Origin of the sequence: Salicibibacter cibarius (genome assembly GCF_016495725.1) — a bacterium.
Lineage (GTDB): Bacteria > Bacillota > Bacilli > Bacillales > Marinococcaceae > Salicibibacter > Salicibibacter cibarius.
Genome location: NZ_CP054705.1, coordinates 1,418,917 through 1,440,532 on the forward strand (window position 1 = coordinate 1,418,917; position 21,616 = coordinate 1,440,532).

Genomic DNA, 21,616 nt, shown 5'->3' on the forward strand with positions numbered 1-21,616 from the left:
TTTTTATAAAAAAGTTTGATCACTTTCTGATGATGATATTCAGCAAAAGCTTCGATTCTTGAATAGGATAACTCGTATTAGCTGGTTTTGCTGGGGATCACCTTTTAAGTAATTCATCGCAACATTTCTGGTTTGTTCATCTGGATCGTCATATAATAGTTGTTCGGTGAACTCCCATATATCTTCTAGCCTTCTTCTTTCATGATAAAATTTTAAGGTATCAGGATTGACCGAAAAGTTCGGGTAAGTATTCAGATAAACACATAAAAATACATTGAAATAAGATATTTTTGCACGTCCCCCCGAAATAGTGGAATAAGTCTGGATTCAGATGGATCCTTTAATTGGATCTTAATGAAACATAAGAGCATTTATGTTTATTTACATCTTACAGATTAGTGTGGTAGCCATAATGAAACATAAGTTATCCTGTTTGGTATTTAACCAAATAAACATAATTTATTTTCTTCTTACTCCCCTTTATCGTTCCCGTTCCTGTTAATACGATGTAAGCGACATTCCTGATATTCCTGATTCTAATGCTGGTCTGCAAAAAGCCACCAATATAATGTACTGAGAAAGCCTAGCAAACTTGTAATGCCGATGATGATTAAACTGCTCCAACTGATGATGGTTTCTCCGGTTAAACCACTGTAGAGTGCCGGTACCGCCCATGGAAAATATTCACCGTGCCCTACAGCCGTAAGAATTTGAGAAAAAATAAGGGTAATAATGACAAAGCCTACCGGAGCTAAATACCCACGACTATAACTTGCAAAGAAAGCAACAGGCGTACTTAGAACAATCGTTAACATGGTAACGATTAGTATGACATACAGATTCTGCATCACGATGGCTGAAGACCATTGTGGAAGCCCTACGATCCACCCAATAAAAAAACCGAGAGCTACGATATATGCACTTAATACTATGTTTGTCATAAATGATGCTAAAAATTTTGATGTAACAATCACTGCTCTTGAATAAGGAAGAGTCAGTAGATCTTTTACAGTGTTATCCACGTATTCCCTTCCAAATATCCAACTTGTAACAAAACCAAAAACGAAAATACCGCCTACTCCAATCATTTGGGCATGTAAATCTAAATAGGACTGCCAATTAGCCTCTCCTGCAACTTGTGCTTGAGCTCCGACTAATCCAGCACTTTCCGCAAGTGCTGGATCTTTTAATACGAACATAAAAAAGCCAGCCATTAGTGGAGCAATGCTAAAAGCTGCTGCGATTATCCAAATGACTTTGGACTTGATGATTTTAAGTCCTTCCGTGTGCAAGGTAGCGAGAAAATATTTCATTGCAATGTTTCACCTCCTCTTTCGATGATGTTTAGAAAATGAGATTCTAAGTTTTCCTCTTTTACAGTTAATTTTGTTGGGGGAAACCCTTTGTAAACAAGCAATCGGGATATCTTATCGGGATCTTGAATTGCCCTTCTATCGGTGGTTTCAATTAATCCTTTGTTATTTATTTTTGAGATGTACCCAGCCGTTGTTAGTTGAGAAATAGCTGACTGATTATTACGAGTATCAATGACCAGCTGTTGATTGAGAAGGTCACTCAATTTAATGGATTCAATTTCTTGTATTAATCGTCCATTATGAATAATGCCAATTTTCGTTGCTATTTTAGCTACTTCACTAAGCAGATGACTGCTCATTAAAATGGTAACGCCTCTATTAAACGCTAAATCTTGAAGTAATTTTCTAATTTCTACAATTCCTGAAGGGTCTAAGCCATTCATTGGCTCATCTAAAATTAAGATTTCAGGTGAATGAAGAAGAGCCTTTGCAATTCCTAACCGTTGAGCATTCCCTAATGAAAGAGTCCCTGCCTTCTTTTGGGCATATCGTGTTAAATGAAGCTGTTCCATTACTTTTGGCACGATATCGGTGTCTGAAATCAATCTGATACGCCGAAAAATTGTTAAATTTTCTAGAACAGTAAGCTCAGGATAACAAGGGGGAGTTTCAACGATGTGTCCTACGCTTCTCCAAATACGATGATTAGTGGAAGTTATTTTTTTCCCTTTTATATAGCAAGTGCCTTCTGTTGGTTTGATCATGCCAAGTAACATTCTAATCGTTGTCGTTTTACCAGACCCATTTAATCCGATAAATCCATATATTTCTCCTTCACAAATGTTTAACGAAACATCTTTAACAGCCTGAAAACCTTTGTAGTTCTTTGATATACGGTTTGATTTAATGACTGTTCGCAATTTACTCCCCCTCCTCTTTGATAAGACCATCGACAATCAGATCAATAAACAGTTCAATTGTTTCCGTATAAACTTCTACACCAATTTCTTTTTTATGAAGTGTTAATAAAAATAAAGAACGAAGCATAGCCGCAATGATCTCGGGGTTTGCTTCAAGAAGTACTCCTTCCTTTTGCCATTTTTCGATCAAAGGGAATAATGCAGCAGAATCATTATTATAATGTTCCACGAGTTTTTCAGGCGGTAACTTTCTAAGCAATGCTTCCATATTATTTTCAAAATACAACTGACGAATCAGTGGATTTGTTTCGATTATATCGATTGTCTGAAGGAGTAATTTTTTGATTTCTTGCTTAGGTTGATTATCCTTCTGGATATCTATACTAAGGAATTGTTTCTTTATTTGCTCCTCTTCTTTTTCAAGGATCTCGAAGTACAGCTCTTCCTTTGAATTGTAAAATTTATAAAATGTTCCTGGAGCAATACCAACATTTTTAGTGATTTCATTAATGCTGGTTTTTTGAAGTCCAAATTTACTAAAAAGAACCTTTCCTTGTTCTATAAGTGAATTAGTAATAACGTGTTTTTCATAACCTTTAAAACCTTTCGGCATGTTCAGTCCTCCATTATAATAAATTTATGAATATAAAAATTATATATTCATAAATTATAATATTTTTTAGGATTAATTTCAATGGCTTTTTGCTTGTCGGATAAAGTTTTTCGATTACCCGAAGTTTATAAAGGTATACCTTTAAGGCCAGGAAGACATGGAATAGCACTTGGGTACCGGTTGTAGGAGCAGGTGTAGGAATTATTGCTGGAATAATTTATATTTTTTATGCTTTTAGTGTAACGTTGAAGATGATTATTACTGATCAAGATGTGGCATTATAACAATGATCTGCCGCAATCGTCGTAGCGCAATTGTCGAATAAATGTAGACAGTTTTAGCCTTACATTGTGTTCATATAAACAACGTGAGAGACTAATTTTTATTTTAGTCTTGATTTTACGAGGTGACAGGTAATACTATCCATTTGATAGTCGTAAACAAAAACCGTCATCCATATATGGACTTGTTCATACGTTGATACGATGATTGCAACTTAGAAGAAAGTTGTGAATGAAAGCATAAAATGGGGGGACTGGGTGAACCAAACCTCTATCTCTGGTGGATGGCACTTTTCAATAGTACAACCATCCGGTTTGAGGTGTCATTCCCCGTTGTCCCCATTCATTGACCAATTGATGAAATAAAAAGGGAAGACAATTTATAAAAACGGTGGACATGTTAAGCTGAACGTTAGAAAATAGTAAAGGAAGAAGTAACTTACGGAAAAAAAGAGGAGCATACCAAATGGGGAAGACGATGATGAAAAAAAAACGTAAACGCCGTGCACTGCTGATCAGCCTGGGATCCATTTCTGCGCTTCTCTTTCTTACGATCGGAATTTTCATGATAGCTCATATCGTCAATGAGCAGCAAATGAATCGTTTTTTAGATGGCTGGTTATCCGGTTACAGCAATGATGAAATCCCGGCCGAATACTTTCCGATATATCAAGACGCTGCCCAAGAGTATGAAATCCCCTGGCAAGTGCTAGCCGCCGTTCATCGTATTGAGACAAAATTTTCAACGATGGATCCGATGGTTTCGCCCGTCGGCGCGGAAGGGCACATGCAGTTCATGCCTTGTACCTGGCACGGTTGGAGTCACCCGAGTTGTGATGATGTCGGAGCAGGGGATATTCCCGAGGACGAGCTCACCGATCCGGCCATGATTGATACGAACGGGGGATATGGTGTGGACGCGTCAGGGAGTGGCGACGCTGACCCTGGGATGAAATAGATGCCATTTTTTCCACGGCTAATTTTTTAGCTTCCAACGGCGCTGATGTCGGGGAACTGGAAAACGCCTTGTATGCCTATAACCGTTCTGAATTGTACGTGGATGAAGTCATGACTTACTACGATATCTATCGGAACGAAGGTTATCAAGTGAAAAAATAATCATCAGGGGGAGTGCACAATTTCGTCAAATGCCCATTATAATCACGTATCTCCAGGAAAAATAGTTTCCAGGAATGAGGTCTATATTACGATTGCCACCCTCATTGGCATCACACTTGTCGTCCCTCTTGGGTTGGCTCGCTTGCTTTTTGGAGTATAGCCACGCGCCAAAAACTTCTTTATGGTGTCTTTTCTACGATCCTTTCTGTTAGTATTTAGCTTCATACATTCATACAGTAGTATGGAAGAAGATGCTTCCGTTGATGGCGGTGAAGAGGAGAGACGGAAGAAGAGCAGGGAACCGAAGATGAAGGCTTATAGATTAAAACTAAAAGATGAAAGTAATGACGTATGAATAAAAAGAGCAACGCCCCCCCATGGCAGGCTTTTTTTGATTACCAGAGAGATTTTATTACAGGGTGGGGGATTCATCATAATGTTGGGTATAAAAAGGCCTTTGACAAAAGGAATGGTATTTGCTTTACTTAAAACGTTCCAAACTTTTTTATGCCAGTAAATGTCAGGGTTCTTCTTGCTCCATACAGCAGTACATATCTATTCAAGGAGGATTAGGATGAGAAATCAATTTGTTGTCATTGGCCTTGGGAGATTTGGGCAGAGTGTAACGAAAACACTGATTGATAATGAAAATGATGTGTTAGCGATTGATAAAGATGAGCAAATCGTTCAGGAGGTCGCACCGAAAGTCACGCATGCCGTTCAAGTCGATGCGACGGATGAGTCCGCATTAGAACAATTAGGTTTACATAAATTTTCCCATGCTATTGTTGGGATCGGCGAAAATTTGCAGGCAAGCATTTTAACGACACTGATTCTAAAGGAATTAAATGTCGGTGAGGTAACGGCAAAAGCGAAAGATGATTACCACGGTAAAGTGCTCAGTAAAATCGGTGCTGATAATATCGTTTTTCCGGAACGGGATATGGGAGATCGTCTGGGAAATTTGCTAAGTTCCAGTAATCTGATTGATTATCTGGAGCTTTCATCGGAATATAACATGGTTGAAATTCGGGCGCCGAAAGCAATGGATGGATGCACGCTTCAGAAATTAAATATCAACAAGACGTATGGGTGTATTGTGATGGCGATTAAGGATAAAGATGAAGAGGTGAATATCTCCCCTCACATTGAAGATCACATTCATCACGGCGATATTCTTACGATTATTGGAAAGCATAAGGATATCCGTCGCCTTCAAAAAGATTACCGGGAGAAAAGCAGGCTAAAGTAGGTGCGTACGTATGATTTCGCCTAAAAAAACCATTCATTTCAATCCACCGCAATGGATTATTTTCGGTTTTATTATCTTGATTATCATAGGGACAATTTTGCTTGTTCTCCCGCAAGCTTCAACAGATGGCGAAAGTGTCGGTTTTTTAGATGCCTTATTCATGGCTGTTTCAGCGGTGTGTGTCACTGGCCTTGCTGTATTGGAATCTGGTGCAGACTTTTCGAGATTTGGGCAAATAGTGATGATTATTCTCGTTCAGCTAGGCGGTCTTGGTTTCATGATTTTCGGTGTCTCGGTTGCGGTTTTGGTAGGCAAGGTAATGGGGTTGAAGTACCGTCTACTTCTTCAGTCGACCACAAATACGTTTTCGGCACGGGGGCTGATTCGGATAGCCATGATCATGCTGGGCATGGCTTTGCTCCTGGAAGCCATTGTCACACTGATTCTCACGATTCACTGGAGTAGTGAACAACCATGGACAGAGGCGGCGTATTCTGCCTTCTTTCATTCAGTCATGGCCTTTAATAATGCAGGATTCTCGCTTTATGCCAACAGTATGGAAGATTATATCGGGGACCCCGTTGTCAATCTTAGCTTGTCCGTGCTTTTTATTGTTGGCGGCCTTGGTTTTATGGTGCTGGTTGACTTATACCGGCAACGATCATTACGAAAACTTTCCTTACATTCTAAACTTGCGCTTGTGACATCCGGCGGACTTTTGGTCGCAGGGTTCCTTTTCCTTTTCATCGTTGAACTTTTTAACCCGGCAACTGAAGGATTAACCATCTCCGAGCGATTATTAGCAACTTATTTTCAAAGTGTTACGCCAAGGAGTGGAGGTTTCAACACGTTTGATATTGGGAATATGCTCGTCGCCTCCCAATTTTTCATTATCGTGCTTATGTTTATTGGTGCTTCGACCGGTGGCACTGGCGGGGGCATTAAAACAAATACATTTGCCATTCTTGTGCTTGCAACGATCAATACGTTCAGGAGTGGCCATCAAGTCCACGCCTTTCATCGAAAAATTGCCTTGGAAACGGTCATGCGGGCGCTGGCGGTTGTGGTGAGTTCGTTAGCTTGGATCGTGGGAACGACATTACTATTGTCGATCACTGAAGGCATTCATGATATAAATTTTCTCACGGTATTATTCGAATCGGTTTCGGCGTTCAGTACTACGGGGCTTTCAATGGGATTAACAGAAGAACTGTCTCCGGCAGGTAAAATCATTACAATGATTACCATGTTCGTAGGGCGACTAGGGCCATTGACGCTGGCTTACGCATTAACATATAAACAAAGCCCAAGTAAAATCAATTATCCTGAAGATAAAGTGCTTATTGGCTAAAAAGGGACTGATAAAAAGTCAAACATTTTTTAAATAATTGGGTTGACATTATGTGGTTTCTGTATTAGTCTACTGAATATACAACAAAGAATTGAACTTGAATTAAGGATATTGATTAAAAAATGAATACGTGTGTGTGTTAACTGGTGGAGCCTGCTCATTTGCGGGCTCCTTTTGTCTTTTTTGAACATAAGAGCTAGGGCATTGGATGAGTATTTAATGAGAGGGGTTCTGTATGGTTAATCAACCGTTGATATCGCAAGTAAGCGCTATCCTTATTGAGCATGCACGTGAACAAGGGGTATCCGAATTGCAATTACAACGTGCTATTCGGGATGAAGACGTTGATTTTCTAAATAAGGTAAGTGGTGAGCATTTTAAATATGATGAGTTGTTCGCTCATGCATATAGGTATGGTGAGGATCTGGAAAGAGCGTTATTGCAAGGATACCAAATGAATTTTAATACGCTAGAAGGTCTGCAAATATGGCTCATGCAGAAATTTGGCTTTGAAGAAGGCGTTTCCTACCAAATCGAAAAGGGGGAGTTCAAACATATAGTAGTAAAAAACGATATTTTACAAACATTAGAAAGTAGACTTGCCACCAATTGGACAGTAGTTAAAAACGATGAAGATGAAGAGCAAAAAGAACATGACGTATCATTGCAATTAAATACTTGGTTTTGATGAAGGAGAACAGCCAGAGGATGAAGTACTATGAATTTGTTTCCCCATTTTATGCATTGATTAAAGCACAAAACGAACGAAAAGCAAGAGCTATATACAAAAAACAAGTCTGGGAAGGAGGGGGCGATCAATGGCGGGAGCGATCACGAGATTATGCCATAATGAAATTTGCAATGGCTCACGATAGCAGAAACACAGAAGTTAGATTAATGCTTACGGAATTTATGGATGATGAAAATGACGTTTTGTTATCCGATTAAAATTATGGATGGTAGCATTCGTGTGGTTTCCCAGCATTTTTCGGTGGTAAGTTTTCGGAGGGGATCTTAATTAGTGGGAAAAAGGTAGTATTATGGTCAATGTTAATATGGGTAGTTGTTTTTCCAATTAGAATTATACTGATCTTACTGCTTGTTAATAATCTACTCAATAATCCATTGTGATCATTATTTCATTATTATAGTATTTATTATAAAATTAAGGATGGTAAAAATGATGTTTTTGTTAATCGATCAAAATTGCTGAAAAGAATGATCTGATTCAAAATGAAAACTGTCTTTATGCAATGCAACCCTACAAAGGTGATCAGCCGATGAATTATAATATCGGCCTCGTTATTTGGTGATTATCATATTTCACTTCCATCTTTATTCTTCGCTAATTTTTCTCGATCTTTCGCTCCTGGCGGTTGTTCAAGCCATTGATGTTTTATCATGATATCAGCTCCACTTTTGGCAAGCTTGGCATTTTCTAACGATAATCGTTCATAATCAGTTGCAATATCGCTTCGTTGACTAGCGGCTGCAGCTGTCGCATAGTTTCCTACACCTGAGGAAATGAGCAGAGACATATTAAACATCATTAATTTGTCGGAAAACGTTGGGGTAGTAGAGTCACTGACACCTACATCTGGTATGCTTGAGACCTCAATTTCATCCTCTAAAAGCTTGTCAGTAAAAATTTTTGTGTGTTTCTTTGAGACGTCTTTTCCTCGTAGCATAAAATCTTGAACCTCTTTGCGTGGGGAGGTTTGAGCAAAGGCGATACACAATTTCATTCCTATAGAATTCGTGAGGACATTCATATATAAATGGGAAATTTCAACGGCATTTAAGGGACGTTGATCGCTAAAAGGGTTGAAACCACTCATATATGCTTTACTATCTATATAATCGCTGCTTTTAGGGACTTCAATAAAAGGGTGCCTACCAGCGATACCCTTTTCAAGCTCAATTTTGCTTGCTTGATTATAAAGCTTATTTGCTTCCGTTAAGGCTTGTGAAAAATAGGTTCGTATGTCATCCCTGTCACTCAACGAAACAAAGCCACTGTAGGAGAGCATTCCTACTTTCCCCATGTGCCTCATAAAGGATATACAAAGCGTATCTGTAAACAACCATGGCGCGTTCATGTCGACGTCTTGTTCACCAAAACCATTTGGGAATGCGTATGATTCGTCCTCAAAAATGGTGCGTAACTGCTTTAGGTGATCAGATGTAAGATCATAGGCGTACTGCACAATGGGCTTAATGTCTGCGTCTGAAATGTGTTTGAGCATAAAACGTAAGATACAGGCAGACATACTATCATTCATGTAAGCTGTCCAAAGGGAACCAATTTCTGCAGATGTTAAGTGAACATTTTTTGGCATTTTTGGGACCTCCTCCTAAATGGATATTGAGATATGTTATGTTAGATATTGAATTGACACGAAGGTTAAAGGCGCTATCCAGTAGTGACACAGTATAAGTATCACTCATGTCAATCGCATTATGCTTTCCATATATTTACTTCACTAACACCGGTTGTCGCTTTTATGCAAACGGAGCGCCTTAATGGAATAAATAAGTGCCTATTATTGGGGTCAACATCTTTGGGTCAAAGGCTACTTGTGTACAACAGTTGGAACGATCAATGATTAAACGATCCGTCAGTATATTGAAGGTCAGCAAGTTGAAGGCGACGGCATGTTTAACATCGATGAATAACCAGAGAACCGAGTTTCAGTCGGAAAACTTCAGTTGGCTTTCAGCCAAAGGTCTTTTAGCTGGCTTTAGTTGAATAGTGGGCTTTCAGCCGTGAAGGGAACCTACCGGCTTAGGCCAGTAGTCGTTTAGCAAAGGAGGCTGTCTTAGGCTCTGAGAATGACTAAAACAGCGTTTCATTTGTTCTTTTACTCCGGCTCAAGGTAAAGTCATTGCTGAAGGGACCAGCGGAGAACTGAAAGCTTCCGTCGGTTCAGGCACCTTACACGTACGATTGCTTGAACCGGAAACCCGCCCGGAGGCAGACACAGATACTGGCTGAGAAACTTGCCACTGCGATTCACCTTTCACCGATCCGTCCGCCTTTTCAGCCCGAATATCGGATACCGCATGGTATTAGGTATTGCTGCTATTGCAGGGCAGGTTCTTGGTGGTTTTATCGTAGAGGCTGATTTGGGAGGTCTAGGTTGGCGCATGATTTTCCTAATCAATGTACCCATAGGCATTTTTCCCATTATCATGGCACGGTTTATCCCTGAATCTCACGCTCCTGAACGGCCGTTGCTTGATTGGGGTGGCGTGGTGATTGTTAGTCTGGGGCTTATATTATTCCTGTATCCGCTTATTGAATCGCCAAACCATGGATGGACCATCTTATCACTTGCTGCTTCTGCATTGGTGTTACTAGGATTTTGGCGGCATCAGGAAAGACGACGAATGGCGAATCAGCAGCCGCTGGTAGACACAATGCTCTTACGTCAATCCCGGTTTAATATGGATGGCAGTCTGGTATTGCTGATTTATTCTACGTCATCTGTATTTTTCTTAACCTATGCGCTTTTAGTACAAACGGGTCGGTTTGAGCCCGCTTGCCGCAGGAAGTCTATTTGTACCTTGCAGCATCGCATTTACTGCATCTTCCATAGCAGCCGCCCGTCTTGTAGAACGTTTTGGAACCATTGTTATCTTTTGGGGAGCCGTATTCTATACGTTCTCATTTGCTGTATTAATCGGGCAAGTATGGATCGCAGGTGGTGAATTGGTTGCTATTCACCTTATCCCGGCACTTATTTTTGTAGGAATTGGGCAAGGGTTAGTTATGACACCACTCTTGAATCTTGTATTGGGCTTTGTAGAAGAGAGCAAGGCAGGGATGGCATCAGGAGTTATTGCTACTTTACAACAGGTAGGTCCAGCTATTGGTGTTGCAGCAGTAGGCATACTCTTTGGTACCGCAGTTGCTGATGCTGCCGGAGGAGACGCCCAGAGCAGTCTATATGTTTCTGCTTTTGGCAGTGCGATGATTTACAATCTTATCGCTTCTTTGATTTCAGCGTTTCTGATTTGGAAAATGGCAAAAATGAAAGCAAACTGATGGTTACCCAGTCATTTGGTCTTCAGTACATGAATATTGTCATTTTTAAGCTGGCTGGCCGAGTTATTCGTAGTCATTGCACAAATTTTTATCAGGTATGCTCTCTACTTAAATAAAGGTATAAAAATAATCGTGGATGTATTAGCTAACAAATAAATCATACCTATACCCAACTGTCTATCCATTTTCAGTTGGGTTCCTTTTTCTCAAAAAAATTTCATCAAATCTTTGGCAATTTCTAAAAACATTTGTTGAAGGATATGAAAGGGGAAATCATCGCCCACCTTTGCAGCCATTGCGAAGGGAGATGACATGCATGATCAAACCAAGTCGTACCGAATGGCAAATACGCTGTGCGTTTAACGCCTTTTGTAAACGTGTGTTAAAGAATGAAGCAACCAACATTTACAACGAGAGACGGCGACAACAAGCCAAGGAAATGACTTTTTCCGGTTTAACACCCCAAGAAGAAAATCAGCTCTATACCTTAGACAAACATGAAGAAGACGAACGAGATTTTCAAGTGGCCGGGAAAAGAATGACGTCAAGGTTAGTGGCTCAAGCCATGCACACGTTGCCAAAAGAAAAGCGTATCGCTGTCCTCTTATCCTATTTCTTTCATCAATCAGATATAGAGATCAGTCAATTGCTCGATGTTCCACGCAGTACCGTGCAGTATAGGCGGACAAGCGCATTAGAACGGTTAAAACGATTTTTGGAGGAACATGCAGATGAATGGGTTGATTAATACCGAGAACAATGAGCGTGGTTTGTTGCCGTTTCCGGTTATTTTAGCTGCAAATAAGGGTGAAGCCGAAGCCATGAAAGTCGTTATCCAGCATTATGAAAGCTATATGGCCAGCCTGTCCATGCGAAAACTTCAGGATGAGCAAGGAAACATCTATTGGGGCATGGATAAAGATACACATGATCGCTTACGATCCAAACTTATGCAGTCTGTTTTGGCTTTTGAGATTTAAGCAGAGAATGATTAGTATTCCCCTTTCGTTATAATCATTTGATCCTTGACAAACGAGCATGGAAGATAACGCCATGCCTTATAATTAGAAAAATCAGATACGTTCTGCTGATGTTGAGCTACATGATTCTTGCGCCATGACTTTCTTTGGAAACGAGCGATTATCAAGAAATCTAATGTAATCGTGGTGGATTACTGGCGATGACCCATCAGTATGGATAATGATACTCCCCTATAGTCATAGTTTGAGCGTTAGAAGCGTCGCAAAGCAATGAGTAGGGCTGGAAGAAATACTTGCAGGGGTGAAATTCCCGTGGAGCTTTACCAACAGCCGTCTGATTTTTAAAATAGGTAGTGTGGTTGATGAAATATTGGAGTTGATCGTAAATCAGCAAGGTTTTGTACGGTAAATTTTTAGGAGATCCTGGCTGAAATGGGATTTCCTATAGGGTGGGAATCGTATTTCCGTTGAGTGAAAAACATTATTTCGCAAAAAGCTTAAAACAAATGGCGTTTGTACGGTAAAATAGAAATAACGGAAATTAACACTTCATCCTCGACAAAGGTCTACGAGTGTATAGATTTTTTTCAGTGTCTATTGTCAATGGAACAGTTTGAATACTGATATTACCAAATTCAAACAGCTCAAGCTTTTTGTGAAATGATACCAATTATTGTCAGGAAATGTCACGGTGGGACTTGTTCTTCTACCCTTTGGTCTTTGAAAATTAAATAGATCCATTCCGGTACGCTCCCCGCATGAGAAGCCAGTTTGCAGATGCGCCAAGACCATCATGTGAAATGAGAGCGATGTCATCTATAGCATAAATTAAGTGGTGGTTCCACTTAGGGCGATGATCCATGTGGAGGGATAATGATACTTCCGTTCAGCCACAGCTTTACCTTATGATGGTGATTCACGCAATGGGGACGGCTCGCAGCGATCCTGGGAGAGGTGAAAATCCTATGGGCCAATCTTTAACCACTGGCCGCTGGAAGGGATATTGTTATAGTAAAACCTTCAAGTTAAAAATTTGCTTTGGTAAATTTTCAGGAGGTAACTATGGATAAAACATTATTGAAGTATAGTATGAAAATTGCCATGTTAAAACAGTTGCTCGCATTGTCCCTGATTACAGAAAAAGAATTTATTTTAGTAAAAAACCATTTAATGGAAAAATACGGAATAATATCAGAGGTGAATTTTTAATTCGCACAATGGTGAATCAACTCCAATCTTATTATACTTGTAAGTGAGAATAAGATGAAAGGAGTTTTTAAGCATGGAAAATTACGAAGTTGAAGTCATAAAAGCCAATCGAAAATTAACTAATCGGACCAATTCCGATCTTTCCGACACTTTGAAAGTAGCTCCTTATGCGCGTGTAAGCACAGATACTGAAGAACAGCTCAGCAGTTATCAATCCCAAGTACAGCATTACACAGACATGGTGGATCAACGTAGTGATTGGACATTAGTAGATATTTATGCTGATGAAGCAATTACTGGAACACAAACGGTGAAACGAGAAGATTTTCAGCGGCTTATTAATGATTGTATAGATGGAAAGATTGATATGATCATAACGAAGTCGATATCAAGGTTTGCCCGAAATACATTGGATACTTTAAAGCATGTTCGTCAATTAAAAGAGAAAAATATTGCGGTTTTGTTTGAAGATGAGAACATTAATACAATGACAATGGATGGAGAACTTTTGCTCACCATTTTAAGTTCAGTCGCACAACAGGAAGTAGAAAATATTTCTGCCAATGTGAAAAAGGGACTGCAAATGAAAATGCAGCGAGGTACTATGGTTGGTTTTCAAAGCTGTCTTGGTTATGATTATGATCCACAAACCAAAGAGATTTGCATTAATAAAGCAGAAGCTCAAATAGTACGCTACATTTTTAGACGTTATATTGAGGGAATAGGAACCGGAGTTATTACAAGGGAGCTTATGCAAGCTGGACTTAAAACCAAAAAAGGAAGTGAAATTTGGAGAGATTCGACTGTTCTTTTCATCCTAAAAAATGAAAAATATAAAGGAGATTTATTGCAAGGGAAATCATTTACGGTTGATCCCATATCTAAGAGAAGACTTGCAAATTTTGGTGAGGTCAACCAGTATTACGTTAAGAATCATCATGAACCAATTATAAGTAGAGAAGTGTTTGATAAGGCACAAGATTTTTTAAACAGAAGAAGCAAAGCGAAATTGAAAGGGAAAAGAAAACATGGAAAAACCGGTGGAAAGTATAGTAGGTTATATACATTTAGCAGCTTGTTGGAATGCGCACATTGTGGAAACATTTATAGTCGGCGTTCGTGGCATGCAGAGACTACACATAAGAAAACAGTGTGGGAATGCGTTACTAAAACTAAAAAAGGAAAGAAATATTGCCTTCATAGTAAAGCCGCAGGAGAAGCAGTTCTTGAGGAAGCTTTTGTGCAATCATATCGGAAGCTTTGTCGAAACCATAAGGAAGTATTGAATGAATTGCTTCATACAATGGAATCTTTGCTAATGGATAAAAAGCAGCAAAAAAGACTAGATAAACTCTCAAAAGAGATTAATCATATAGAACAAAAAAGTCGAAAGTTACTTGATTTATTAATGGAAGAAGAGATCGATAAAATTTCTTATGATCATAAACGAAATGAACTGCAAACAACCGAAGCTCGATTACGTGAAGAAAAAGAAAAACTGGAACGATCAATTCAACAAACAAATTCCGTAGAAGCACGGATTAAGAAGTTTCAAGAAGTGCTGACGGAAAATGATATCTTACCTGAGTTTGACCGTCATGTATTTGAAAGCATCACAGAAAAAGTGATTATGGGTGATCCTACTAAACAAAAACCTAACCAAATCACATTTATATTTAAGACAGGTGAACGTAAAATTATGGATGGAAAAAGACTTGCAGATGATCAAAAAAAGCCCGTAGAAAAAGAAAGGAGTGAGCCGCTTTCCCTTTCCTTTAACAACACATGTGGAGTGTGTGGTTTCGATACAACGGGAAATTACGTAGAAATCCTTAGTTTCAAGCTGTTTTACAAGCATGTGCACTTTATCCCAAATGGTGAAAATGGGAGAAAAAAAGTGTTAAAAAACCACATTGAAGTTTCAGCAGGAATTGATCTGGTGTGTGGGAATACAACAAAATAAAAAATCTTATCGAGATTTTAGGCGTTCAATTAACATGAACGTCTTTTTTATTACTCAAAAATGAGCAGTGAGGTGACGTATGACACCAATAACATTAGGAAGTCTATTTGACGGAATCAAAACTTATCCCATCTCGGAAAACGAGACGGGCTTGCCGGGAGTCAATGTCATTTTTTATCAAGCATCACGAATCATTGAAGAAATGAGGGGCGTTGCTGATCAGTTTAGCCTTTGGCATCTATAAAAACTTTACGGCTATCGATCAGCAAACCACACACGAAGTTGAAAAGGTGGAAACGACCATTATTGACACCAACGCCATTGAAAGCTTCACGTGAAATTTTGTGAACGCTAAATCCCCTCTTTGCCGTCATTGTGGCTTTGAAACAAAGATGCAATGCTTATAAAAATGTTGCGAAGATTTATCTCTTTGGATACGATGGTTCCAGAGGGTATTTTTACGAAAAACAATATGCAGCAATCGGGCCACTATCCGTAAGAATACACGCAACTTACATATAGCTAAATCTTAAACGTTAGATTTTCTCATGGAGGCAAAGCATGGACTATTACATCACTGCAATTATTGGTATCATAACGTTTTGTTTAGCCGTGTATTTATTACTTAAAAAAACAACGTGGTTCCACCGTTCAGAAATTGAGAAGTCAAATCAGCCGAGAGAGGGTGATTCGAATTCCACCCCTCTTTCGGTACTTGACTATTATACAGAGTGGGGGACACATTATGAACTTTTTCACCATGATGATGAAAATTATGATGAAGTAATCTTCTACCTATCATCGGGTTCAGGTGTCAAACAAGCATTTCATCTACATGTTAAACAAGGTTTTCTTAAAAAAAGTTCCCGGAGAAATGTCGCTCAAACGTTTAAACTCTTGGGTTATATAGATCGGATGATACATCCAAATGTAATTGTGAAATTTTTGAGACCAGGCGTTTCATATGTTTCATCTCTCATAAGAGGCCGGTTATTCATTGCCTATCTAATAACCACTGCACTAATGTCTATTCCATTGAATGAAAGTCTGGCATTTTTTACAGAATTCAGTGGATTTTTTATAATGCTTGGATTGTTTTTTTACGCCATATATTTTGTGAAAGAATTGATTGCTTATGTACTGCAGAACATTTATTCCTTAAAACTCGCAAAATCTTTTGGTGTCACCCAAGACGAATGTAAAATAATCTTCATATATCTTTGGTTATCATTTTTATTATTTTTAATCACACAAGTTATAAAATGGGGGATTATTGTCATTCTTATGTTCTTCATTTTAGTGTTGTATAATTAGTGTTTTATTCATAATCGATAGGAGGAGGATAATGAAACGTAAATTCGCGATCATTGAAGCGCCTTCTGTCTTGGGGCTTTATTCGAGTGGCGTTGAGAATCTTCCGGATGCACTATTGGCTGCTGGATTGGCTGATTGTCTAGGAGCAAGGAGAGTTGCTCGTGTTTTATCTCCACCTTACAATAATCGCCGCGATCCGGGAACATTGCTGCTGAACGGCGAAGGTATTGCTGATTATTCGTTCAATCTTGCCAATGTAGTCGGTGATGTTATTAACGCCGGTGAGTTTCCAGTCGTTATTGGAGGCGATTGTTCGATTCTTCTTGGTTGCCTTCTCGCGGTTAAACGCCGAGAGAGACATCACGGACTTCTATACCTCGATGGACATGCTGACTTTTATCAACCTTCAGCAGAACCAAATGGGGAAGTTGCATCAATGGTTCTGGCTTTAGCAACCGGACGTGGTCCAGCGATTCTTTCGAACTTGGAGAATAGAGGGGCGTTAGTTAAGGATGAAGACGTAGTGTTATTTGGGAACCGAGATGCTGAAGAAGTCGAACAAGAAGGAAGTCAGCGTGTGGAGGATACCTCGATAAACATCATGGACATTGAGAAGATAAGAACATCTCCTGTAGATGATTGTGCACGATTAGCTGTTGATCATCTTTCCCAAGTTGAGAATGGGTTTTGGGTGCACACGGATGCTGATGTTCTAAACGACGCTATGATGCCAGCTGTAGATTATCGAGTACCTGGTGGATTATCTTGGGATGAATTAGTGGTGACTTTAAATGAGATTGCCTCCTCTGATAAAGCCATTGGCATTAACATAACGATTTTCAACCCGAACTTAGATAAAGATGGAACGATTGCTGATGCTTTCACACACTCTCTTTGCAAGGGCTTGCTACCATGATCAACCTCTAAGTGGGGAATATAAGGGCAATTAGCGAATCGTACAACAATATATTTCTGAATATGATCGGGTGTTTAGCTTGAACAAAGCTTAGCATCCGTTTCTTTTTTAAGACAGATAAATCCTGTTAAAGAAAATACAAGCGTGCCTATCATTGAAAATGGCGCTTTTTACTTCTGTTCCGAATCCTTGGTAGTGAAACAGAGGGGATGTCAGTTTAGTCACTGTTTTCTCCTCGATTTTTTCAGGTTACATAATATTTCTTCCGTTTTAAGTAAGTACTGGCTAATGACTCTGATGAATGACTATAAAGGATACAAACATACCGTTTTATGTCTTTTCTCAATTTAACATCCAAAATTTCAAAAAAATTTTTTAATCCTGACACACTAGCTGTCAGGTTAGGTGGGTTATTCTTATATTAGTCGAAATGAAAGGAGTTGGATACAATGAATCATATGATTCAATAAAAAACGAATAGATACGGAAAAGTCTATTAACAAGGAGAGAGAGGATGAAACTTGATCGCTTGCTAGGAATTACGATGGAATTACTGACGAAAAAAAGAGTAACGGCAACGGAACTGGCTTCGCGATTTGAGGTCTCCATTCGAACAATCTATCGTGATATTGAGCTGATTAATCAATCTGGTATTCCAGTTGCCTCTTTCTCCGGAACAGATGGCGGCTTTGAGATAATGGACGGTTTCTTCTTATCAAAGCAGCACTTCTCTATTGATGACTTTTCTGTTATCTACAGCCTTTTAGAGGGGATGGAAGGTGCTGTTGGCGGAAAAACATTTACATCTTTAGTCAATAAACTTAGCAGCTTGCAACCTGCATTGTTGGATGAAGGGCTTCAGAAAAAAATTGTTTTTGATATGAGCACTTCAGAAGCAGAGAAAGAGGTTCTCCCTTCCTTATTAGCAGCAATCGATCAATCGAGAAGGATAGCATTTACCTATATCAATGCCTCTGGTCAAGTATCAGAAAGGAAAATGGAACCTTTGAACCTATTATGGGAAAAGGGAACTTGGTACCTGGATGGTTATTGTTTATTACGAAAAGATAACCGTTTGTTTCGTTGTTCAAGAATGACAAAACTTGAAGTGTTCGATGAAACGTTTAGTCCGAGATCAGAGTCTAAATCTCCGATTCATGCACCAGAACAAGGCACAAACGTTCATCTCCGATTTGATTTAACCGCACAGCCGAGAGTTTTTGAGCAATTTCCAGGAGAATACATCTTTCATGGGGACTTTGTTGATGTACAAACGATCTTTTATTCAAAGGAGTATGCCCTCTCTGTCATTTTAAGTTATGGCACTATGGTGGAAATCCTTTCCCCAGATGAATTGAAGCAAGATTTAATTGACAAATTGAAGGAGATTCGAAAGATCTATTTTTGAAGAACGTTTGATTTTCCTTATGTTAGATCGTAATTAAACAGGAATAAAATGGAGGTTATAAAATGACAGTATTAGTGACAGGTGCTACTGGAACAGTAGGAAGACATGTGGTAGAACAACTCGTGAATAAAGACGTACAAGTAAGAGCGGTATCGCGCCACCCAGAAAGAGCTAATTTGCCAGAAGGTGTCGAGGTTGTAGCGGGAGATCTTAAGTCTCCTGAGACGTTAATTCCAGCATTTCGAGGTGTTACCGCATTATACTTGATTACCTCGAGTGATCAAGCTGATGCGACGTTGGAAACCAACCCTCAAGTCGTTGAGTTGGCAGAAAAGGCTGGGGTTCAAAGCGTATCATTATTGACGGTCTACGGTGATGGCCCAGTGGAACAAGCCATTAAAAATAGTCGCCTTGAATGGGCATTTGTGCAACCTGTTGGATTTATGGCTAATGCCATTGATGACTGGCAGGAATCGATTCGAAAGGAAGGAGTCGTTCGTACGCTCGGAGGCGGAAAAAGAAGTGCCATTATCCATGAAGCTGACATTGCAGCAGTTTTTGTTGAAACACTTCTTGAGAACAGACACCATGGAAATGTTTATACACTAACCGGTCCTGAAGCTCTTTCCACGATCGAACAAGTGGAGATCATTAGTAAAGGCATTGGAAAAGAGATTAAATTTAAAGAATTAACAGAAGAAGAAGCACGCAGGGAATGGCAAGAGGTGGGTCTCGATGATGAAAGTATTGATTTTATGGTTCAAATGAGTGACAACCCGCCTGAAATTGGTTATACCGTTTTACCAACGGTCGAAGAAGTAACAGGACGTCCAGCAAAAACATTTGCTGCGTGGGTCTCTGAACATAAAAGTGCCTTTATGGAATAGATCCTGATTTCAAATAAATCCCCCGGGTTTTCGCTAGGATATTCTTAAAGAATCAAGTATAACAGTGGATAAGGAGTTATCTTAAATGCAATATGTCATAGAAGCAAGTAAACTTAAAAAATCGTATAAAGAGAACCAGGTCGTTAAAGGGATCAATTTGCAAGTAAAAAAGGGGGAGTTATTGGCTCTTCTCGGGCCAAACGGCGCGGGTAAAACCACGGTCATTCATATGCTATCAACGCTCTTAAAACCGGATGGAGGAACTGCTTTTATCCAAGGGTTAGATGTTGTGAAAGACGCTAAAAACGTTCGGAAAAAGATAAGCTTGACAGGTCAGTTTGCTGCACTCGATGAAGGATTATCGGGTTTACAAAATTTAACGTTGATTGCCAAACTGTATGGTTACTCTAATAAACAAGCCCGTTCAATAGCGAATGAATTAATACGTTCCTTTGATTTAATGGAAGCCAAAAATCGTATGGTAGCCAATTATTCTGGAGGAATGCGACGTCGCTTGGATATTGCAGCAAGTATTGTCACACAGCCAGAAATTATTTTTCTTGATGAGCCAACAACGGGATTAGATCCCCAGAGTCGCCTGCAAGTTTGGGAAATGGTCCGTGCACTTTTAAAATTAGGTACAACAGTTTTATTAACTACGCAATATTTAGAAGAAGCTGATCAGTTGGCTGATCGAATCGCCGTTATTGATAAAGGGACGATCATTGCAGAAGGGACACCAAACCACCTGAAAGCTTCGATTGGTGGGAAAACGCTATCTTTGCGATTAACCCAACCTTATGCACCCAAAAACATTCGTGAAATTTTAGTTGGCTCGTACCCGCATGCTTTCAATATTATCGAAGATGAAAATCCGCTTGTTTTCAAGATCCCTGTAACAAAAACAAAACTTGCAAATGACATCATTGACACGCTCTTGAACCACGCAATTCCCATTGAGGATTTTACATTGAGTGATCCAAGTCTGGATGAAGTGTTCCTAGCACTGACAGATACGAAACAAGAGGAGGTTACTCAATGAATTTAACGAAGAATTTAAGCGAGTCATTGTCTTACTGGAATTCACCACCCAAAAGTGCCAGTGCCTTTAAAGCGACACGAACCTTTATGTGGAGAACGGTACAAAATACGAAGAATAATCTATTTGGCTATGCGATTGAAGCTGTTCTGAGCCCTGTGGTCATGCTGCTTATCTTTGGTTACTTGTTTGGTGGGGCAATTGCCGGATCAACAACAGAATACATTCAATTCCTTTTACCGGGGATTCTTATTTTAACTGTCGTTCCATTGACCGTATACAGCGGATCAACCCTATGTCTGGACATTACAAAAGGGGTTTATAATCGATTTCGGACGATGCCTTTTTGGCAGCCTGCGTCTATACTTGGACCATTAGTGACTGACGGTATCAGATATACAGTAGCATTGCTTTCTGCACTAACTACCGGTGTTATATTGGGATTTCGTCCAGAAGGTGGAGTATTAGGAACAATACTTGCCATATTGTTTATTATTTTCTTCGCATTTAGTGTGAGTTGGATTTTTTCAACGATTGGGGTTATTGCAAAACGCCCGGAATCTGTATCGGGATCGAGTATGATAATCATTTATCCACTTATGTTTGCTAGTAATATTTTGGTAGATTCAGCTACGATGCCTAAATGGATTCAATTTATTGTTGACCTGAATCCAATCAGTATTGCGACGACCACTGTAAGAGGTCTTATGTCCGGAACAGTTACGACTGCCGAGATTGTTGGAGGGGGAGTAATATGTGTATTATTCATCCTTGTTTTTGCCCCGCTGACCATATATCTCTATCTCTCTAAGAGTAACAGGTGAACGAGTTAGTTTGTTTGGATTGAGAAAAACTATTGAGATTGTAATGGAAACTAATTAGGATGTTCATCAGATGGAAAAACAATCCGTGACATTTAAAAATGAATTGTGATCCATACTTCTCGATTATAATAGAATCATGCTGTGTTAAACATAGTCGTTGAAATGAACGATCACAC

21 protein-coding genes are annotated in these 21,616 nt (G+C 39.4%); 17 read left to right on the plus strand and 4 right to left on the minus strand.

Annotated elements, in window-relative coordinates:
• Nucleotides 1-536: 536 nt before the first annotated feature.
• The 3 genes from HUG15_RS07455 to HUG15_RS07465 are packed head-to-tail and all read right to left on the minus strand — an operon-like array spanning nucleotide 537 to nucleotide 2,849.
• Nucleotides 537-1,313: an ABC transporter permease gene (locus tag HUG15_RS07455; RefSeq protein ID WP_090398967.1), complete on the minus strand. Its 777-nt coding sequence runs from the start codon at nucleotides 1,311-1,313 to the stop codon at nucleotides 537-539.
• Nucleotides 1,310-2,236 (minus strand): ABC transporter ATP-binding protein, encoded by a 927-nt coding sequence (locus HUG15_RS07460; RefSeq protein WP_246516542.1) that lies wholly within the window; start codon nucleotides 2,234-2,236, stop codon nucleotides 1,310-1,312. The genes HUG15_RS07455 and HUG15_RS07460 overlap by 4 nt, the downstream gene beginning before the upstream one ends.
• Nucleotide 2,237: 1 nt before the next feature.
• A complete protein-coding gene (locus HUG15_RS07465) occupies nucleotides 2,238-2,849 on the minus strand; it encodes a TetR/AcrR family transcriptional regulator (protein WP_090398969.1) in 612 nt (203 codons plus the stop codon).
• A 747-nt stretch (nucleotides 2,850-3,596) separates the two neighbouring features.
• Between HUG15_RS07465 and HUG15_RS07470 the strand changes: the two genes are divergently transcribed.
• From HUG15_RS07470 to HUG15_RS07490, 5 genes are all read left to right on the plus strand, one after another.
• Nucleotides 3,597-4,088 carry a transglycosylase SLT domain-containing protein gene (locus tag HUG15_RS07470; protein ID WP_246516543.1) on the plus strand — a complete coding sequence of 164 codons (492 nt, stop codon included), beginning with the start codon at nucleotides 3,597-3,599 and terminating at the stop codon, nucleotides 4,086-4,088.
• A gap of 735 nt (nucleotides 4,089-4,823) precedes the next feature.
• Nucleotides 4,824-5,501: a potassium channel family protein gene (locus tag HUG15_RS07475; protein ID WP_090398971.1), complete on the plus strand. Its 678-nt coding sequence runs from the start codon at nucleotides 4,824-4,826 to the stop codon at nucleotides 5,499-5,501.
• Between the two features lie 10 nt (nucleotides 5,502-5,511).
• Entirely contained in the window at nucleotides 5,512-6,852 is a 1,341-nt protein-coding gene (locus HUG15_RS07480; protein ID WP_090398972.1) for a TrkH family potassium uptake protein, read from the plus strand.
• A gap of 235 nt (nucleotides 6,853-7,087) precedes the next feature.
• Nucleotides 7,088-7,540: a hypothetical protein gene (locus tag HUG15_RS07485; RefSeq protein WP_090398973.1), complete on the plus strand. Its 453-nt coding sequence runs from the start codon at nucleotides 7,088-7,090 to the stop codon at nucleotides 7,538-7,540.
• A gap of 20 nt (nucleotides 7,541-7,560) precedes the next feature.
• A complete protein-coding gene (locus HUG15_RS07490) occupies nucleotides 7,561-7,800 on the plus strand; it encodes a hypothetical protein (RefSeq protein WP_090398974.1) in 240 nt (79 codons plus the stop codon).
• Nucleotides 7,801-8,168: 368 nt separating this feature from the next.
• Here the strand turns inward: HUG15_RS07490 and HUG15_RS07495 are convergent, their stop codons facing one another.
• Complete coding sequence (locus HUG15_RS07495; protein ID WP_200128078.1) at nucleotides 8,169-9,191, minus strand: DUF3231 family protein; 1,023 nt, start codon at nucleotides 9,189-9,191, stop codon at nucleotides 8,169-8,171.
• A gap of 1,193 nt (nucleotides 9,192-10,384) precedes the next feature.
• Here HUG15_RS07495 and HUG15_RS07500 point away from each other — a divergent pair.
• The 12 genes from HUG15_RS07500 (at nucleotide 10,385) to HUG15_RS07555 (ending at nucleotide 21,440) form a co-directional block, all read left to right on the plus strand.
• On the plus strand, nucleotides 10,385-10,900 hold the full coding sequence (locus tag HUG15_RS07500) for an MFS transporter (protein ID WP_143018907.1): 516 nt from the start codon (nucleotides 10,385-10,387) through the stop codon (nucleotides 10,898-10,900).
• A gap of 316 nt (nucleotides 10,901-11,216) precedes the next feature.
• Nucleotides 11,217-11,648 (plus strand): RNA polymerase sigma factor, encoded by a 432-nt coding sequence (locus HUG15_RS07505; protein ID WP_200128079.1) that lies wholly within the window; start codon nucleotides 11,217-11,219, stop codon nucleotides 11,646-11,648.
• The gene (locus tag HUG15_RS07510; RefSeq protein ID WP_200128080.1) at nucleotides 11,632-11,880 is read left to right on the plus strand and encodes a helix-turn-helix domain-containing protein; all 249 of its coding nucleotides are present in this window, start codon (nucleotides 11,632-11,634) and stop codon (nucleotides 11,878-11,880) included. The genes HUG15_RS07505 and HUG15_RS07510 overlap by 17 nt, the downstream gene beginning before the upstream one ends.
• 1,062 nt (nucleotides 11,881-12,942) lie before the next feature.
• Entirely contained in the window at nucleotides 12,943-13,089 is a 147-nt protein-coding gene (locus tag HUG15_RS07515) for an SHOCT domain-containing protein (RefSeq protein ID WP_090398980.1), read from the plus strand.
• A 73-nt stretch (nucleotides 13,090-13,162) separates the two neighbouring features.
• Nucleotides 13,163-15,052, plus strand: a complete 1,890-nt coding sequence (locus tag HUG15_RS07520; protein ID WP_200128081.1) for a recombinase family protein — start codon at nucleotides 13,163-13,165, stop codon at nucleotides 15,050-15,052.
• A gap of 79 nt (nucleotides 15,053-15,131) precedes the next feature.
• Nucleotides 15,132-15,296 carry a hypothetical protein gene (locus HUG15_RS22730; protein WP_211202361.1) on the plus strand — a complete coding sequence of 55 codons (165 nt, stop codon included), beginning with the start codon at nucleotides 15,132-15,134 and terminating at the stop codon, nucleotides 15,294-15,296.
• A gap of 317 nt (nucleotides 15,297-15,613) precedes the next feature.
• Nucleotides 15,614-16,366 (plus strand): hypothetical protein, encoded by a 753-nt coding sequence (locus tag HUG15_RS07530; protein ID WP_200128082.1) that lies wholly within the window; start codon nucleotides 15,614-15,616, stop codon nucleotides 16,364-16,366.
• Between the two features lie 31 nt (nucleotides 16,367-16,397).
• Entirely contained in the window at nucleotides 16,398-17,282 is an 885-nt protein-coding gene (locus HUG15_RS07535; protein WP_200128083.1) for an arginase family protein, read from the plus strand.
• A gap of 514 nt (nucleotides 17,283-17,796) precedes the next feature.
• Nucleotides 17,797-18,690 (plus strand): helix-turn-helix transcriptional regulator, encoded by an 894-nt coding sequence (locus HUG15_RS07540; RefSeq protein ID WP_200128084.1) that lies wholly within the window; start codon nucleotides 17,797-17,799, stop codon nucleotides 18,688-18,690.
• A gap of 62 nt (nucleotides 18,691-18,752) precedes the next feature.
• Nucleotides 18,753-19,577 carry an NAD(P)H-binding protein gene (locus tag HUG15_RS07545; protein WP_200128085.1) on the plus strand — a complete coding sequence of 275 codons (825 nt, stop codon included), beginning with the start codon at nucleotides 18,753-18,755 and terminating at the stop codon, nucleotides 19,575-19,577.
• An 85-nt stretch (nucleotides 19,578-19,662) separates the two neighbouring features.
• Entirely contained in the window at nucleotides 19,663-20,619 is a 957-nt protein-coding gene (locus tag HUG15_RS07550; RefSeq protein ID WP_200128086.1) for an ATP-binding cassette domain-containing protein, read from the plus strand.
• The gene (locus HUG15_RS07555) at nucleotides 20,616-21,440 is read left to right on the plus strand and encodes an ABC transporter permease (RefSeq protein ID WP_200128087.1); all 825 of its coding nucleotides are present in this window, start codon (nucleotides 20,616-20,618) and stop codon (nucleotides 21,438-21,440) included. Before HUG15_RS07550 ends, HUG15_RS07555 begins: the two co-directional genes overlap by 4 nt.
• Nucleotides 21,441-21,616: the final 176 nt, after the last annotated feature.

Bases quoted from the DNA above. Each gene is read 5' to 3' on its own strand.
- HUG15_RS07455 (WP_090398967.1), bottom strand. From the start codon at position 1,313: ATGAAATATTTTCTCGCTACCTTGCACACGGAAGGACTTAAAATCATC.
- HUG15_RS07465 (WP_090398969.1), bottom strand. From the start codon at position 2,849: ATGCCGAAAGGTTTTAAAGGTTATGAAAAACACGTTATTACTAATTCA.
- HUG15_RS07470 (WP_246516543.1), top strand. From the start codon at position 3,597: ATGGGGAAGACGATGATGAAAAAAAAACGTAAACGCCGTGCACTGCTG.
- HUG15_RS07475 (WP_090398971.1), top strand. From the start codon at position 4,824: ATGAGAAATCAATTTGTTGTCATTGGCCTTGGGAGATTTGGGCAGAGT.
- HUG15_RS07480 (WP_090398972.1), top strand. From the start codon at position 5,512: ATGATTTCGCCTAAAAAAACCATTCATTTCAATCCACCGCAATGGATT.
- HUG15_RS07485 (WP_090398973.1), top strand. From the start codon at position 7,088: ATGGTTAATCAACCGTTGATATCGCAAGTAAGCGCTATCCTTATTGAG.
- HUG15_RS07490 (WP_090398974.1), top strand. From the start codon at position 7,561: ATGAAGTACTATGAATTTGTTTCCCCATTTTATGCATTGATTAAAGCA.
- HUG15_RS07495 (WP_200128078.1), bottom strand. From the start codon at position 9,191: ATGCCAAAAAATGTTCACTTAACATCTGCAGAAATTGGTTCCCTTTGG.
- HUG15_RS07505 (WP_200128079.1), top strand. From the start codon at position 11,217: ATGATCAAACCAAGTCGTACCGAATGGCAAATACGCTGTGCGTTTAAC.
- HUG15_RS07510 (WP_200128080.1), top strand. From the start codon at position 11,632: ATGAATGGGTTGATTAATACCGAGAACAATGAGCGTGGTTTGTTGCCG.
- HUG15_RS07515 (WP_090398980.1), top strand. From the start codon at position 12,943: ATGGATAAAACATTATTGAAGTATAGTATGAAAATTGCCATGTTAAAA.
- HUG15_RS07520 (WP_200128081.1), top strand. From the start codon at position 13,163: ATGGAAAATTACGAAGTTGAAGTCATAAAAGCCAATCGAAAATTAACT.
- HUG15_RS22730 (WP_211202361.1), top strand. From the start codon at position 15,132: ATGACACCAATAACATTAGGAAGTCTATTTGACGGAATCAAAACTTAT.
- HUG15_RS07530 (WP_200128082.1), top strand. From the start codon at position 15,614: ATGGACTATTACATCACTGCAATTATTGGTATCATAACGTTTTGTTTA.
- HUG15_RS07535 (WP_200128083.1), top strand. From the start codon at position 16,398: ATGAAACGTAAATTCGCGATCATTGAAGCGCCTTCTGTCTTGGGGCTT.
- HUG15_RS07540 (WP_200128084.1), top strand. From the start codon at position 17,797: ATGAAACTTGATCGCTTGCTAGGAATTACGATGGAATTACTGACGAAA.
- HUG15_RS07545 (WP_200128085.1), top strand. From the start codon at position 18,753: ATGACAGTATTAGTGACAGGTGCTACTGGAACAGTAGGAAGACATGTG.
- HUG15_RS07550 (WP_200128086.1), top strand. From the start codon at position 19,663: ATGCAATATGTCATAGAAGCAAGTAAACTTAAAAAATCGTATAAAGAG.
- HUG15_RS07555 (WP_200128087.1), top strand. From the start codon at position 20,616: ATGAATTTAACGAAGAATTTAAGCGAGTCATTGTCTTACTGGAATTCA.